We start from the raw sequence: 15,592 nt of genomic DNA, 5'->3' as shown, positions 1-15,592 counted from the left end.
AATAACGCTACAGTTTCAGGGCGGCCAGTGCCGCTCTGAGCTGGTTGTAATGAAAACTGTAACCAGCATCGAGCAGCCGTTTCGGGTACACCTGCTGACCAAACAGCAGCAGGTCGGCCATTTCGCCAAATAACAAACGCAAGGCAAAGGCTGGCAATGGCAATAGTTCAGGTCTGCCCAGTCGCTCGGCCAGCAGTTTACTGAATTGCTGATTGGTCACAGCCATAGGCGCCGTTGCATTATAAATGCCCTGACATTCAGCATGTTGCAACACAAAATCGATGATGCCCAGCATGTCTTCCAGATGGATCCACGACATATATTGCTGACCATCGCCGAGCTTACCACCAAGACCCAGCCGATAAGCCGGCAGCATGCGGCTTAAAGCTCCGCCGCGTTCAGCAAGCACGATGCCAGTGCGTAAGATACAGACACGGGTTTTGTCGGTTTGGGCACGCAGTGCCAGGTTCTCCCAGCGCGCGCAAATGTCATGGCTGAAATCAGGGTAAAAACCACTGAAGTTTTCGTCAATGCAACCCGGGTTCTGCCGGCCATAAAAGCCAATCGCTGAGCCATTGATCAGCAGTTGTGGCGGAGTTTGCGCCTGCAGAATAGCGCCCGCGATCTGTTCAGTCAGTTGCCAGCGGCTTTGACAAATCCGCTGTTTTTGCGCCACAGTCCAGCGTTTTGCGGCTATAGGTTCGCCGGCGAGGTTAACGACAACATCGAGTTGGTTGAAATCGACGTCGTTGATATTGTCGACCCAGCGCAGTGCTGGCATCGATTGTCGCTGTGCCTTAGCGATGTCCCGGCTAAGCCCAATCAGCTGATGCTGATGTTGCCAGCGCTGACACAAAGCGCTACCAATCAGGCCGGTCGCGCCAGTGAGCAGAATCCGCATAATGTTCTCCCGCACAAAAGCTGTAGCCGCAGGTTACGGCGAAAGCTATCAGTCAGATCAACAGATTAGCAGCGTGCGCCAATTGCACCAAGTCGCGCTTATGCATTGACGGTTGCACATGTCGCTGCCGGGTGCTGTTAATACTGATGCTGTGGGAAAACGAGCGTGAAGCAGGCGCCACCCAAAGAACTTTGAGTGATCTCAAGGCGTCCCTGATAGGATTGAGTCAGCTCATCGACAATAGATAATCCAACACCATGGCCATCGGTGTAAGTATCCAGCCGGGTCCCCCGATCCAATAATTGCGCCTTTTTGTCGGCCGGTACACCGGGACCGTCATCTTCAACGCTCAGCTGCAGCGGCTTGACCTGCACTGACAAGTGCACCTGATGTCGGCAGGCCTTACTGGCGTTATCCAGCAGATTGCCGAGCATTTCCATTAAATCGGTTTCATCACCACGAAACATCACGTGTGCAGGGCAGTCGAGCTGATAATGGATCTGTTTATCACGATAAATTTTTTGCAACGCGCTTTTCAGTTGTTCAACCACCGGGCTGACCGGAATTTGTTTCAGCCAGATATCCTGGCCTGAACTGCTGGCGCGTTTCAGCTGATGTTCAATCATTGCAGTGATGCGATCAATCTGGTCGCGCAGCTCAGGTTGTTCCGCCATCGCTGAGGTTTTCAGCACTGCGACCGGTGTTTTTAATGCATGTGCCAGGTCACTTAAATGATGGCGATAACGTTGTTTCTGCCGGTTCTGGTTGTCGAGCAGTAAGTTCAAATCTTCTTTAATGGTCTGCAGTTCGCTGGGATATTGCTGCGTCAGCTGTTGTTGCTGGCCACTTTCGACCTGACGGATCTCATGATCCAGTGCCGACAACGGCCGGGTTGTCCAGTAATAGGCTAACAACATAATCAAGGCCAGCACCAGACCAATGCCAATAAACCAGCGCAACAGCGTCTGGCGAAAACTCTGCATCGGCGCTTCGAGCAGCCGGTCGTCCTGCAAAATGTGGATAGTCAGCGGCATACTGCGTTCGCCCATATCAAACAATAAGGCAAACGACAGCACCCAATAGGTTTTACCGTCTTGTTCCAGCGCGACAAACTCATGCTTGCCGGGCAGCATCTCATGGACCGGTGGTGTGAAGCTTTGATTCAGTGAGGAGTCGGATTGCCAGATCAGTTTGTCTTCCGACACTATGTAAGCACTGGTACCAGAATCGGTGCGCAAAAAATCGGCCGGCAGAATGCTGTTATTAATCTCAACGACATCGTTTTTACTGGAGAGTTCGGACAAAAATGAATAGAGATGCACTTCCAGTTTTTGTTCGGTGCTGGTCAGCAATTGGGCAAAAAACGCGCGTTCAATCGCCAGGAAGGAAGCCGGCAAAATAAACACCAGCAGAACCAGGCACACGATGGCCTGGCGCAGCTTCAGCGATAGGGTCATGCACCAACCGCCAGGTTAAAGCGGTAACCACGGCCCCTGAGCGTTTCAATCGGCTTGAGTTCGCCATCCGGGTCGAGCTTCTTGCGCAAACGCAGCACAAAGACTTCGATAACATTACTGTCGAGGTCAAAATCCTGATCGTAGATGTGCTCAGTCAGTTCAGTTTTAGAGATCACTTTGGTCGGGTTCAGCATGAAATATTCGAGAACTTTGTATTCATAGGCTGTTAACGGGACTTCTTCGCTATGACACCAGACTTGCTGGGTGCGGCTATTGAGGCTGATCGGGCCTGCTGTGAGTGTTGGATCCGGTTGACCAGCCGCGCGGCGGATCAGCGCATTACAACGAGCCAGCAGTTCTTCCATGTGGAAAGGTTTGGTCAGATAATCATCGGCGCCGGCGTCTAAGCCCTGAACTTTTTCCTGCCAGCTGCCACGGGCTGTCAGAATAATCACCGGTGTTTTAATGTCTTGCTGCCGAGCTTTGCGGATAAGCGCCAGACCGTCCAGTTTGGGCAGGCCGATATCGATAATGGCCAGGTCGTATGGATACTCGCTGATTTTAAAAAAACCATCTGAGCCATCATGGGATAAATCTACTGAAAATTGTTGCTGCATCAGGTGGTTTTTCACTTGTTCAGCAAGTAGCGTTTCATCTTCAACAACCAGCACGCGCATGGCATATCCTTATCTTCAGTAAAAACAGTGATCACAGTGTAAAACAGAGCGGGTCAGGCGCAAAGTCTGACCCGGCAGAAGTTATTGATTCCGGGGTGGTTCTACGACGACGGGCATTTGAGCGCCCGGGTCCCGGTCCATCATCGTGGTATATTCGCGGTTATTAAGAATGTAGGTGACGCGGTAACCATCAACCACGCTTTGATATTCGACTTCAGTGCCGGCCTGATAACAAACCGTTTGCAGGTGCACTACGTCCTGGCCATTTTGTTTGCCGACATCATGGCCGATAGAACCGCCAAGAACTGCACCAGCGGCCATGCCGACCTTTTTGTTGGAGCTGTTATGGCCGATCGCATTACCAAGCGCGCCACCGATGATAGCGCCGACGATAGTCGGTGTGGCGGAATCTGCTTCACGCTGTACCACCTGGCGCTCTTCACAGACGCGTTTGGGTTTATGAATTTCAATTGTTCTGTAGACAGGTTCTGATTTTGTGACATTTGCCATCACGTATTGCTTTTTGCCGTAATGGCCAGAGCAGGCGGTGATAAGAGGTAATAACAACAGCAGATAACGCATATCAAATTCTCCGACAGGACAATGGCCTGACCTTAGCGGCCATCAGCTTAACTTTAGCTGAACTGAAAAATGCACGAAAGATAAACAAAAAGTTGCAAAAACGTAAATTAACACTAAGTTGAATAAACCAGACGTGGCGACTTGCTGCGTTTGGTCCACAACGCCGGCAGACGAATTTGCCGGCTCCTTTTAACATGCTCTGAACAGCAAGGAAAGTCTGATGAACATGAAATCAGTATGGTTTGCACTTTGTGCAACGCTCGCCTGTATTGGCACTCAGCAAGCGAGTGCTGCACTGAATAATCCGGTTAATTCTGACCTGAAAACGGTCAACGCCAGTGTCGCGGCCAAGCTGGCGCTGAATAAAGCGGACCAACAACAGTTAGAAGCGATCCCGGGAATTGGTGCAAAAAAAGCGCAGGCTATTTTGGAATATATTAAGCAAAACGGGCCAATCAAAGACAAGAAACAACTGATGGAAGTCAAAGGCATTGGCGAGAAGATGGCAGATCGCATCGCCACTTATGTCAGTTTCGGCTAGCAAAGCTACAGACAGGTAGCATTGATTGTCGGGGGGCTATCAATGTTATCGGGCTGAAGCTGGAGGTCGCCGTGGCACTGCAACGCGGCGACTCATTGTTATTCGTCTCCTAACACCCGCATTTGCTCGTTTGCCCACTGCACGGCTTCATGGTATTTGTCCGGCAGTACTTTCGGGTCGAGTTTAAGCTTTGCAATAGCATCATTTGATTGTTGCCATTCCGCCCGCTCATAGCATTTGACTAAATTCAGATATTCAGTCAGTAATCCCGGTTCGCCGATCAACGCGTCTTTAATGTCTTTGGATAAAGGCAATTTGGTCAGTACAGAAGACATTGGCTCATCCAGAATAGCGTCCATCAAAGACATCATGCCGGTTAAGAACGCTTTCGCAGTATCTGTCTGGCGGTGCAAAGTCGCAATGCCTTCGGCAAATTTGGCTCTGGTCATCGCCAAACGCATGAGCTCTGCAGGTTTTTCACTGGAGACTTGCGCCGCAAACAGCACTGACAGGAATTTTTTTAGTTCCGCCTGACCCAGTACAACTAAGGCTTGTTTGATAGTTTCTATCTCGGAACGCCGTTTAAACACTGCACTGTTGGAATAGCGCAACAGCTTATAGGACAGGTTGACGTCACGTTCAAAGATGCTGGTGATTTGGGCCAAATCCATTTCTGACTTGGACGTTTCATACAACAATTCGGCTAATGTCATTTGGGCAGGGGATAATGCCTTGCTTTGCAGCATCTCAGGCTTTGAGAAAAAATAGCCCTGAAAATAACTGAATCCCATATCCAGTGCATTTTGGAATTCGGCATTGGTTTCGACTTTTTCCGCCAGCAATTTTATATGCGGAAAAGGCGTCACAGCCTGTAAAACTTGCTGAATAGTCTCAGCGTCTGTGCTGCGAAAGTCGATTTTGATAATGTCGATAAAAGGGTAAAAATGACGCCAGACCGGCTGGTGGATATAGTCATCTAATGCGATGACATAACCTTGTTCTTTTAACTGCTGCACTTCAGCCAGCAAGCGTTTACCGGGTTGCACGGTTTCAAGAATTTCGACGACAACCTGTTCCCGCGGTAACAGGCTGGGGAATTTTTTCAGCAGGGTTTCCAGCGTGAAATTAATAAACCCTGGTTTGTCACCCAAAAAATCGTCCAGACCAAAATTAAACTGACTGCCGGCAATCATCTTTGACGTTGCTTCGTCACCATCAATATCCGGAAAGACATTGGCCAGGCCGTCACGAAATAATAATTCGTAGGCGTACAGGTTTTTTTCCCGATCAAGGATAGGTTGGCGGGCGGCGTAAAAGTACATAACTGCTTGTGTCCTCGGCATTTGCTCCCTGAGCAATGTAGCAAAGAACCACGCGGGCTGGCTAATAAAATTTGTGGCTTTTTGTCGGAGAGAAAGTGCTCAGCCAGAGGGGCTGAGCACTATGGGAGTTAACTTGCCAGCTGCTTTTCCAGCTCGTTGAAGTGCTTGTTGACGACCGGATCCGGCGCTTTGGTCAGCAGGCTGACCACCACAACAGCGATGGCGGCGAAGAACACACCAGGTACCATGGCGTACAAATATTGATTGAGCTGTTGCCCCTCAATTTGCAGCGGGCTGAACACCCAGAACAGCACGGTGCCGGCACCGACGACCATACCAGCCAAAGCACCTGCCGTGGTCATGCGGCGCCAGTACAGACTGATGAGGATCACCGGGCCAAAGGCTGCACCAAATCCGGCCCAGGCATTACCGACCAAATCCAGAATTGAGCTACTGCGGTCCAGTGCGATAGCAATGGCCACCACCGCCACCAATAACACCGATAGCCGGCCAACCATGACCTGAGTTTTATCAGAAGCTTGCTGATTCAAAAAGGTTTTGTAGAAATCCTGCGTCAGCGCACTTGAAGTTACCAGCAGCTGACTGGAAATGGTGCTCATCACGGCAGCCAATAAAGCCGCCAGTAAAAAGCCGGTGATAAACGGATGAAACAGCACTTGTGACAACATGATAAAAATAGTTTCCGGGTCTTGTAACGGCTGTTTGGTCTGATGCACGTAAGCGATACCGATAAAACCAGTCGCCACAGCACCCAGTAACGAGATGATCATCCAGGACATGCCAACGCGGCGTGCCACAGGGAAATCTTTCACAGAACGGATAGCCATAAAACGTACGATGATATGTGGCTGACCAAAATAACCGAAACCCCAGGCAAGCAGAGAAACAATACCCAAAGCGCTGGTACCGGTGAACAGGTCCAGATGGCTTGGATTCAGCGATTCCACAATAGTTAAGGTGGTGTCAAAATCGCCGACCACGTTTAATGCCACTAACGGCACTATGACCAACGCTAAAAACATGATGATGCCTTGCACAAAGTCCGTCATGCTGACCGCCAGAAAACCACCGAGCAGGGTGTAGGCAATCACCACCGAAACTGTCAGGGCCAAGCCGTAGAAATAATCCAGCTGGAACACAGTTTCAAATAATTTGCCGCCGGCTACGACGCCTGAAGCGGTATAAAGTGTGAAAAATACCACGATGACCAGAGCAGAAATAAGCCGCAATACCCGGGTTTTGTCAGCAAATCTGTGTTCAAAATAGTCTGGTAAGGTAATAGAGTCGTTGGCGATTTCGGTGTAGAGGCGAAAGCGTGGTGCTAAAAACAAATAATTCGCCCAGGCTCCCAAAATCAGACCAACAGCCAACCAGATTTGCGAGATCCCGGCCGCGTACAGGGCACCGGGCAGGCCCATTAACAACCAGCCACTCATATCTGAAGCGCCGGCGGATAAGGCAGTGATACCGGGGCCTAGTTTACGTCCGCCCAGCATATATTCGGACAAGTTACTGCTGGACTGCCGATAGGCATAAAGTCCGATAGCGAGCATTGCGATGAAATAGATCGCAAGCGCAAGGATGGTACCTGTTTCCACTGAAATTCCTCGACCTGTTGATTATTGTTATGCTGCCATGGCGGTGTGTGCAGAGTAGGGCAGCGCCGCAGTTATTGGCGCCGCCATGCTAGCAATAGTCGATGCGCAGAACCAGCAGTTTTCTGTGAACTGCCGGTTGGCTGCTACCAGTGACGGTTAAATGTTAAAACGAAGTGACTTTTCCAGCATCGCATTAGTCGCCGCCAGCAGCTGTGGTTGTTCCGCCACCAGCACCAACTGGTGTTGGTGCCTGGTTACAGCCTCGCCAAAAAAACGCGCATCGGCGAACTGCGCAGGTTTTATCCGGCCTGGCGCAGCAAGAACCGGCTGCCCGGAGTCTGGCACCACAAACAAAGTCACCGCTTCGCCATTGATGTCCAACACCAAATGTAACGATCGGACACCGTCAAAGTCACAGAAACGGGCATAACGTACCGGTACCGGGAAATCGGCGCTGATGCCGAGCTGACTAAACATCGGACTAATATCAGCCGGGCTTAACAATGCTTCTGCACGCAGCGCCGCCATCTCGTGATAGACATGCGACAGCGCATGTTGCCCAAGGTCGGTCGGCCTCTGTTGCAGCGGCTGCTGCCAGTACAGGACAGTGACGAGCAGCGCTGCAGCGGTGGCGTAAGGCAATGGCCGCTGGTACCAGCGCTTTTGCATGGGCAACATGCGCTGATTTAACAGCACCCGCTCGGTCAGTTGCGATGGCACCTCAATGGCGAGTTGCTGGCGCAAACTATCATCGAGTTGCTGTAATTCCTGTTGCAGCTGCAGTAGTTGCGGCTGGTCCTGCAACGCTTCAGCGCTGACACTGCGCGGGTCTTCGTATAAAGCCCGGCGTAACGAAAGATTATCCATGCGATGGGACTCCTGCCGCTTCAGGTTGCAGTCTGGCGCGTAGCTGGGCGCGGCCGCGAAAAAGCCGGGTATTCACAGTGTTGAGATTGAGCTGCAGTACTGTGGCAATCTCATCGCCGGTCATGCCCAGTAACAGCTGCATAACCAGAGGTTCCCGGTAGTCTTGTGGTAATTCCAGGATCATCCGGTGCAGCCGATCGGTAGCAACACCGTGCTCCGGCGATTGATGGGGATCTTCGAGACTATCCTGTTCGACGTCGCTGTATTCAAACTGCTTCCGTTCAAATCTTCTGGCGTTCTCGTGGCGCAGAATCGTCAACAGCCAGGCCTTAGCGGCCTGCGCTTCCTGCAATTGCGCCAGATTTTTCCAGGCGCGTAGCAGGGTATCCTGCACCAGATCTTCGGCGATGCTTTTGGAGCGGCATAACCAATAAGCATATCGATACAGGTCCGGCGTGTAAGTCCGGACCAAAGCTTCATAACGTTGTTGGGCGTGGCTCATTTGCGCTCCGCAAATTCTGAGATCACCACAAAGACCGGCTGGCCTGCGATTTTTGTGCAGGCCAGCAAAAATAAATTACCGGCCCGGATAAAGCGGTGCAAGGCCGGCTGGAGTCTGAGCTGGTTGATGCTGAAAATGCGCCCAGGCTTCCAGCAGGCCATGGCCTTGCCAGGTTTTACCGGCCGCCTGGTAGCCCTGATAACTCAACTGCTGGATCTGTGACTTTAACGCCCCGTCCGGCAGGTGCGGCAGAATGTCAGACAGCGTGGTGATTTGCGGGTCTATCAACTGCTGAGCCCAGCGCAGCAGCTGTTCACGGGCCTGGACCCCGTCATTTTGCTGGCAGGCTTGTTTCAGTTTTCTCGGATTAAAGCGCACCGCAGAATCTGCGACCGGCAGCTCGACTGTTGGTGGGCGCTGATACCACTGCTGCAACAGCCACATCGCGACAGTACCTAACCACAACACCAGCAACAGCCAACTGCTGTAACTGAAATACCAGTCGGAGACCGGCTCTGCTGCTACTGTGCTGACCCTTTGTTCCGGGGCCGCACTGACGCTGTTGTCGGATTGTTGCGGATTGGGACTGACCTGCAAAATAACAGCTGGTAAAACGGCAACGTCAGGCTGATTGGTTTTGGTATTCCACCAGTGCACCTGGACTTCCGGCATAGTCAGAGTGCCGCTTTTGTCGGCGATGATGGCGTAGCTGAACACCTTTTGCGCTACGATGCGGCCCTTGCGCTCGGCTTTGTGGCTTTGTGGTTGTTCCGGATAAATTTTAGCGCCGTTCACTGTGCCAAGTGTCAGGTCCGGCAGTTGATGGTCGGCCAAATCCAGTGCCGTTAAAGTGATAGTGCGGGTCACCGGTTCGCCCTGCACCAGTTGCTGCGACGAAGGCGACCATTCTTCGGTCAATGCCACCAGTTCTGAGGGCAACCAATGATGTTGCTGGCCGTCGGGAATGGCATTAACTGTTAATGTCAGCGGTTCGCCTTCTGCAGACACCGCTTTGGTGCGGGCGAAATAGTCATAACGCGAATTATCGCGGTCTATCATTTCGCCGTTAAAAAACGGCGCATTCAGCGTCAAATTTCCGCTTTTTTGCGGCACCACACTGTAGCGCCGGGTGATCGTCTGGTAACGCTCGCCGTTGACGATTTCGCTGTTTTCGACATCTTTGCCGACTTGCTCCACTTCAGCGCCGGCAAGCTCAGGCTGGCTTAAATTGCCGCGTTGCAATTCGCCTTTAAAGTAGATTTTAATTTCGTAATACAGCATCTGTTGCACATGCACTGCTTCATGGCTGAAGCTGTTTTCCAGAAAGAGTTCTGCGCCTTTGCCGCTGCTTTGGCTCGCCGGCTGCACTTCGATGTTGATGGGCGCACTGCTGATATTGCCGACAGTAAAAGCCGGGATGGTCAAACTGCCGGTACGGCGCGGAAATAAACTCAGCTGCCAGGCGGTACTTTGGCTCGATTGGCCGTTAATGATTTGCATGCTTTGGCTGACTGAAGGGCCGGAGACACGAAAATCGTTTTCCAGCACGGCAAAGTCCAACACGCCGGCATCAACTTTCTCATCAAGTACCAGTTGCAGCACGATGGCTTCACCATACATTGCCGGGTTCTTATCAACGCTGGCCTTCAGTTGCGTGGCGGCCTGAGCCTGCCAGAGCAGAGCAAGGCCAACCAGCAGCAGGCGAAAACACAATTTTACCATTCTTGTTGAACTCCACGCGGGATGGCTTGTTGCTGCCGTTTTTGATATTCCAGCAACATTTTGTTTTTTAATAATAAACTGGGTTCATCCTGAACTTTTCGCAGTAAGTTTTCCAGTTGTTGGCTTTGCTCCGGACTGGCATTTGGCCATGCTTGTTCAATTGCCTGTTGTTGCTGGTCCGGTTTTTCGCTTTGCTGTTCGGCCTCAGTCTGCTGCAGTTGTTGTTTCTGCTGCTGAGTTTGTTGCTGCTGTGTCGGATCAGACTCGGCGCTATCTTGTTTATTTTGTTCGTTTTGCTGCTGGTCCTGCGACTGCTGCTGACTTTGTTGGTCTTGTTGCTCCTGACCGTCTTTTTGCTCGCCGTCTTTTTGTTCACCGTCCTGTTGCTGGTCCTGCGACTGCTGCTGATCTTTGGATTGTTGTTCCTGCTGGTCTTGTTGCTGTTCCAGCAGCTTTTGCATCAGTTTGATATTGTCCTGCACGCCCGGTAAATCAGCTTGTTGCTGTGCGGCCTGCTGATAAGCTGCTAATGCCTGCTGATATTGCTGTTGCAGCGCCAGACTGTTGCCGAGATTAAACAATCCGGCAGCAGATTTGTCCTGTTGGAACAGGCTGGCTGCGCCAGCGTAGTCGCCGGCGCGATAGGCGGCATTACCTTGCCATAACGGGTCTTTGAATTTTGCCTGTGCACCGGCGTAATCACCGGCGGCATAGGCCTCGCGGGCCTGTTCATTTCTGCTTTGCCATAAGTCCTGCCACTGCCAGCCGGCTGCTGAAGCAGTCTCTGCTGTTGTCGCATTTGTCTGAGCTACGAGGCTTTGCGCATCTGCCGCCGGAACTGGTTGCGGCCACAGCAACAGTAGCAACGGCAGCACGAGCAGTTGCTGTTGGCGTAACGCCAGCACTGCCAGAACCAGCAACAGATAACACAGGTAAATGCCGGCGTCCTGCCATTGGTCGCCCTGCATGGCTGAAGGCGTGGCTTCTTCATTCAAAGTTAAAGCCGGCAGCGCCAATAGCTTGCTGATGTCGCTGTCGTCAAAACTACTCTGGGCAAAGGCGCCGCCGGTTAATGCGCTCAGTTCGCGCAATTGGGCCAGCGGGACTTTCGGCAGCACAATGCTGCCACGGGAGTCTTTGAGCAGCTCGCCATTTTCCAGCTGGATAGGCGCGCCGTCAGTCTGGCCAAAAGCCAGCACTGACACCCGATGACGAAAGCCATTGAGCTGGTCGCGGATTTGGGTGAATTGCTGACTGTCAAAGCCATCGGTGAAAAAGATGATATCGCCTTTGACATAACCCGCTTGCTGCAGCAGCTGGTCCGCCAGTTTCAGCGCGCCGGCAAAATCAGAACCCTGCACTGGCATAATCTCCGGTTTTAAATCCGGCAGTAGCAGGCTGATATTGTTGTGATCCGGCGTTAGTGGCGAAATCACGTAAGCGTCGCCGGCAAAAGTCAGCAACGCCATTTCACCTTCAAGTTGTGCCTTGGCATAATCCAGTGCTTTAAAGCGTGCCTGCGTCACCCGGTTGGGTTTGATGTCGGTCGCGCGCATCGACATCGACATATCGAGCACCAGTACGGTCGCACGTTTGAGCTGAAACGCCGGCTGTGGCAGTTTTTGCCAGCTTGGACCTGCTGCGGCCACAATGCCAAGCAACAATAACAGCGGCCACATCCAGTGCCTTGGTGTTTTCGTCTGTTGTACTGTCAGCAGTTGCTGATACAGATGCGGCGCCAGCATCTGTTGCCAGGCATCGGTGAGCGGCAACCGGCGCAGCAGCAGCCAGCACAGCAGCACCAGTGGCAGCAGCAACAGCGCATAGGGTCTTAAAAAATGAATATCAAACGGCATAACGACTCCGGCGCCATAACGCCAAACCAAGCAGGAACAGGGCGCCTGCCAACGGCCAGTGCAACAGGCTCTGTTGTGGCCGGTAGTTCAGCTGGTCGCGCTCAATAGGTTCAAGCTGGTCCAGTAACTGATAAATTTCGCTGAGTTCCTGCAGATTGCGGGCACGAAAATAACGGCCACCGGTTTCACTGGCGAGCTCGGTTAACAGCTTTTCGTCCAGATCTGCCGAAGGGTTGACCAGTTGCGGCCCAAAAATACCTTGTTGCACCATTTGCTCGGCACCGACCCCAACAGCATAAATCTTCACACCAGCGGCTTTGGCGAGTGCCAGTGCTTCACGCGGCTGGATATTGCCGGCGGTGTTGGCACCATCGCTTAATAAAATTAACACTTTGTTGGAGCTCTGGTAGGTATTAAAACGCTTCACACTGAGGCCAATTGCCTCGCCGATAGCAGTGCGCTGACCGACCAGGCCTAACACTGCATCATCCAGCATTTTTTGTACTGTGGTGCGGTCGAAAGTCAGCGGTGTTTGCTGATAAGCGGCATCGGCAAATAATACCAGCCCAAGCCGGTCACCCTGACGCTTGGCGATAAATTGTCCGAGGACATGTTTGACCGCGTCCAGCCGGTTATAGGACTGGCCTTCAATCACCATGTCGTTGATGTTCATCGAGCCGGACAAATCCACCGCCAGCATCATGTCGCGGCCCTGCTGAGGCAAAGTGACGGGTTCACCAAGCCAGCGCGGCTCTGCAGCTGCGGCCAGCAGACAAAGCCAGAATAATAACGGCAACAAGGCCGGGCGCCGCCATTGTGCCCTTGGCTGGTGTTGCGCTTGCTGCGCAGCCAGCTTCGCCAGCGGCGGAAAATACAGCGGATTGCCGCTTTGTGGGTTGCGACGACGCAATAGCCACGGCAGCGGCGCCAGCAAAAATATCCAGGGCAGGGCAAATTCAAACATAAAGTGAAAGTTCCTTATGTTTGATGAGCCATTCTCTGGCAAACAAATGCCAGGCTGAAACTGCCGCAGGATCAGGTACCGGGCCATACAACAAGTTGTCGAGCTCCGGCGGGGGCGTTGTCAGCATCGCGCTTTGCTGCAAAAACGCGACAAATTGCCCGCTTTGCATCGCAAGCGCCGGATGGCCGGCTTTTTTTGTCTGCAGATATTGTTTTAATAACAGCAAAATCTGATTGGCAGCATCTTTTTGCTGCAGATTGATTTGTTCAAGCAGTTGCAACGCAAGGCGGCGTGCGCTGTTGCGCCGGCGCTGTTGGAGCAGACGCCAGCCAAACCAGCTCAAAAGCGCGAACACCAGCACAGCAAACAGCAGATAGCCGGGCGCCAGATAAAATTCATCCGGCAGCGGCGGCTGCTGAATATCGGCCAGTGCGGCCTTTAAATTGTCGGTCAGTGACGGTGTCTCAGCCATGAGCGGCTCCCTGCGCCATAACACCCGATAGCGTATCAGTGCTGCTTAATTGCTGACGCAGCGACAGCGCTGTGCTGAGCTGCACATGGCGTAAGCCGAGGCTGCGCCAGAACGTCTGTTGTTGTTGCAGCAGCTGTTGTTGTTGCTGCTGATATTGCTGCTTAATCGCTTGTGGGGTTAAATCGAGCTGTAGCACCGTCTGTGGGCTCTGCACCGAAATCTGTCCTTGCACCTGCAGCGGCAATTGTTGTTCCAGCGGGTCGAGGATTTGGCAGAGCCGGATCTCATTGTGCTGCCGCATCGATTGCAAATGGCGCAGCACATTGGCGTCCAGAGCAAAAAAATCGGAAATGATATAAATCAGACTGCCTGGCCGCACCAGCCGGCGTAGCTGCCCCACAGCGTCGGCCAGGCTTAACGAGGATTCTGCCGGCGCTGTTGCCGGCACAGCAAGCTCCAGCAATTGCTGCAAATAACGCAACACCGCCACGCTGCGACTGGCCGGTTTTAACTCGCGGATCTGCGTGCCGTTTAACAAAATGCCACCGAATTTGTCGCCGCGGTTTTTCGCATGCCAGCCGACCAGTGCGGCAAGATGTGCCGCCTGCACTGCTTTGGTCAACAGCACAGAGCCAAAATGCATGCCCGGGCTTAAATCCGTCAGCACAAACACCGGTCGCTCTTTTTCTTCGCGAAATAACTTGGTGTGGACTTTGCCGGTACGGGCAGTCACGCGCCAGTCGATGGTGCGCACATCGTCGCCCGGTTGATAGTGGCGTACTTCGTCAAACTCCATGCCACGGCCTTTACTGCGAGCCAGATAACTGCCCGCCAGTTTGCTTTGGATCACCTGCTTCGGTGCCAAATCAAGCAAATAGGTATGATGCTGGTATTGCAGCAGTTGCGGCAAATCCAGATGGACACCATCGGTGCCCAGCGCTTTGAGCTGAGCCGCGACGGTTTGTGGGCTTTGTATGGTGGACATCAGGCGACCGGCACGCGTTTTAACAGCTCCGTCAGCACCTGATCGGTACTGACGCCTTCGGCTTCGGCTTCGTAACTTAAAATCAGCCGGTGGCGCAGCACATTGTGAAACACTGCCTGCACATCGTCCGGCGTAACAAAATCGCGGCCGCTGAGCCAGGCTTTGGCACGGGCACAGCGCTCAAGTGCAATAGTGGCACGTGGACTGGCACCGTAAGCGATATAACGACCAAGCTCAGCACCGTAATTACCGGCATGTCGCGTCGCCATCACCAGTTGCACAATGTATTGCTCCAGGCTTTCGGCGATATGCAGCTGCAGAATACTCTGCCGGGCGGCAAAGATATCCGCCTGCGTCATGCGGGGTGGGGTTTCGCTGTGTTGCGATAAGGCTTCACCCCGGGTTAACCGCAGGATCTGCAATTCGGTTGCTGCGTTCGGATAATCGACTTTTAAATGCAGCAGAAAACGGTCGAGCTGGGCTTCTGGCAGCGGGTAAGTGCCTTCTTGTTCCAGCGGGTTTTGTGTCGCCATCACCAGAAACAGTTCAGGTAATTTATAGCTGTGGCGGCCGACGGTGATCTGTTTTTCCGCCATGGCTTCGAGCAGGGCTGATTGTACTTTAGCCGGTGCGCGGTTGATTTCATCGGCCAGAATAATGTGGTGAAACAGCGGGCCGCTCTGGAATTCAAATTTGCCGGTTTCTGGCCGGTAGATGTCGGTGCCGGTTAAGTCGGCCGGTAATAAATCCGGCGTAAACTGAATACGGTGGAAACTGCCTTCGACACCATGGGCCAAAGCATTGACAGCACGGGTTTTGGCGAGGCCTGGCGGGCCTTCGACCAGCAAATGGCCATTGGCCAACAGCGCCAGCAGAATACCTTCGGTCAGGGCGGGTTGGCCCACCACCTGGCTGTCGAGATAGGATTTTAACCGGTTAAATGCGTTCACAAACAATACTCTCTGGCTCTGGTTAAACAGCGTTATTTATATGAAATCACGGGGGATTTCACAGGCGTATCCGATGAAATGCGGCTAGGCTAAGACCAGCTTCGCGGATATATGGGCGGCGCTGATTAAAACAACTGTTTTAATTTCGTCTGACTCTCGCTACAATCGGGAAAAA

At 52.6% G+C, this 15,592-nt stretch carries 15 protein-coding genes; 1 reads left to right on the top strand and 14 read right to left on the bottom strand.

The features are described from left to right. Nucleotides 1–7: 7 nt before the first annotated feature. From ABNT34_RS13655 to ABNT34_RS13640, 4 genes are all read right to left on the bottom strand, one after another. A complete protein-coding gene (locus tag ABNT34_RS13655) occupies nt 8–901 on the bottom strand; it encodes a TIGR01777 family oxidoreductase (RefSeq protein ID WP_348732527.1) in 894 nt (297 codons plus the stop codon). Between the two features lie 137 nt (nt 902–1,038). Further along, nucleotides 1,039–2,358: an ATP-binding protein gene (locus ABNT34_RS13650; RefSeq protein WP_348732525.1), complete on the bottom strand. Its 1,320-nt coding sequence runs from the start codon at nt 2,356–2,358 to the stop codon at nt 1,039–1,041. After that, a complete protein-coding gene (locus tag ABNT34_RS13645; protein WP_348732523.1) occupies nt 2,355–3,035 on the bottom strand; it encodes a response regulator transcription factor in 681 nt (226 codons plus the stop codon). Before ABNT34_RS13645 ends, ABNT34_RS13650 begins: the two co-directional genes overlap by 4 nt. Nucleotides 3,036–3,116: 81 nt before the next feature. Beyond that, a complete protein-coding gene (locus ABNT34_RS13640; RefSeq protein ID WP_348732521.1) occupies nt 3,117–3,617 on the bottom strand; it encodes a glycine zipper 2TM domain-containing protein in 501 nt (166 codons plus the stop codon). A gap of 220 nt (nt 3,618–3,837) precedes the next feature. On the opposite strand from ABNT34_RS13640, the gene ABNT34_RS13635 reads away from it, so the two are divergent. Further along, a complete protein-coding gene (locus ABNT34_RS13635; RefSeq protein WP_348732520.1) occupies nt 3,838–4,158 on the top strand; it encodes a helix-hairpin-helix domain-containing protein in 321 nt (106 codons plus the stop codon). 98 nt (nt 4,159–4,256) lie between these two features. Here ABNT34_RS13635 and ABNT34_RS13630 read toward each other — a convergent pair whose 3' ends face one another. From ABNT34_RS13630 to ABNT34_RS13585, 10 genes are all read right to left on the bottom strand, one after another. Beyond that, complete coding sequence (locus tag ABNT34_RS13630) at nt 4,257–5,480, bottom strand: HDOD domain-containing protein (RefSeq protein ID WP_348732518.1); 1,224 nt, start codon at nt 5,478–5,480, stop codon at nt 4,257–4,259. Nucleotides 5,481–5,608: 128 nt separating this feature from the next. Then, a complete protein-coding gene (gene putP / locus ABNT34_RS13625; protein WP_348732516.1) occupies nt 5,609–7,099 on the bottom strand; it encodes a sodium/proline symporter PutP in 1,491 nt (496 codons plus the stop codon). 156 nt (nt 7,100–7,255) lie between these two features. Further along, complete coding sequence (locus tag ABNT34_RS13620; RefSeq protein ID WP_348732514.1) at nt 7,256–7,966, bottom strand: DUF3379 family protein; 711 nt, start codon at nt 7,964–7,966, stop codon at nt 7,256–7,258. Continuing rightward, complete coding sequence (locus tag ABNT34_RS13615) at nt 7,959–8,468, bottom strand: sigma-70 family RNA polymerase sigma factor (protein ID WP_348732512.1); 510 nt, start codon at nt 8,466–8,468, stop codon at nt 7,959–7,961. The genes ABNT34_RS13620 and ABNT34_RS13615 overlap by 8 nt, the downstream gene beginning before the upstream one ends. A gap of 75 nt (nt 8,469–8,543) precedes the next feature. Beyond that, a complete protein-coding gene (locus ABNT34_RS13610; RefSeq protein WP_348732510.1) occupies nt 8,544–10,190 on the bottom strand; it encodes a BatD family protein in 1,647 nt (548 codons plus the stop codon). Next, on the bottom strand, nt 10,184–12,046 hold the full coding sequence (locus ABNT34_RS13605; RefSeq protein ID WP_348732508.1) for a VWA domain-containing protein: 1,863 nt from the start codon (nt 12,044–12,046) through the stop codon (nt 10,184–10,186). The genes ABNT34_RS13610 and ABNT34_RS13605 overlap by 7 nt, the downstream gene beginning before the upstream one ends. Then, complete coding sequence (locus tag ABNT34_RS13600; protein ID WP_348732506.1) at nt 12,036–13,010, bottom strand: VWA domain-containing protein; 975 nt, start codon at nt 13,008–13,010, stop codon at nt 12,036–12,038. The genes ABNT34_RS13605 and ABNT34_RS13600 overlap by 11 nt, the downstream gene beginning before the upstream one ends. Continuing rightward, the gene (locus tag ABNT34_RS13595) at nt 13,003–13,482 is read right to left on the bottom strand and encodes a DUF4381 domain-containing protein (RefSeq protein WP_348732504.1); all 480 of its coding nucleotides are present in this window, start codon (nt 13,480–13,482) and stop codon (nt 13,003–13,005) included. Before ABNT34_RS13595 ends, ABNT34_RS13600 begins: the two co-directional genes overlap by 8 nt. Next, nucleotides 13,475–14,467, bottom strand: coding sequence for a DUF58 domain-containing protein (locus ABNT34_RS13590; protein WP_348732502.1), 993 nt, complete (start codon nt 14,465–14,467; stop codon nt 13,475–13,477). Before ABNT34_RS13590 ends, ABNT34_RS13595 begins: the two co-directional genes overlap by 8 nt. Continuing rightward, the gene (locus ABNT34_RS13585; RefSeq protein WP_348732500.1) at nt 14,467–15,423 is read right to left on the bottom strand and encodes a MoxR family ATPase; all 957 of its coding nucleotides are present in this window, start codon (nt 15,421–15,423) and stop codon (nt 14,467–14,469) included. The genes ABNT34_RS13590 and ABNT34_RS13585 overlap by 1 nt, the downstream gene beginning before the upstream one ends. Between the last annotated feature and the right edge of the window lie 169 nt (nt 15,424–15,592).

It is taken from the genome of Rheinheimera texasensis, assembly GCF_964031785.1.
Lineage (GTDB): Bacteria > Pseudomonadota > Gammaproteobacteria > Enterobacterales > Alteromonadaceae > Pararheinheimera > Pararheinheimera texasensis_A.
This window is presented reverse-complemented; position numbering and strand designations above follow the sequence as displayed.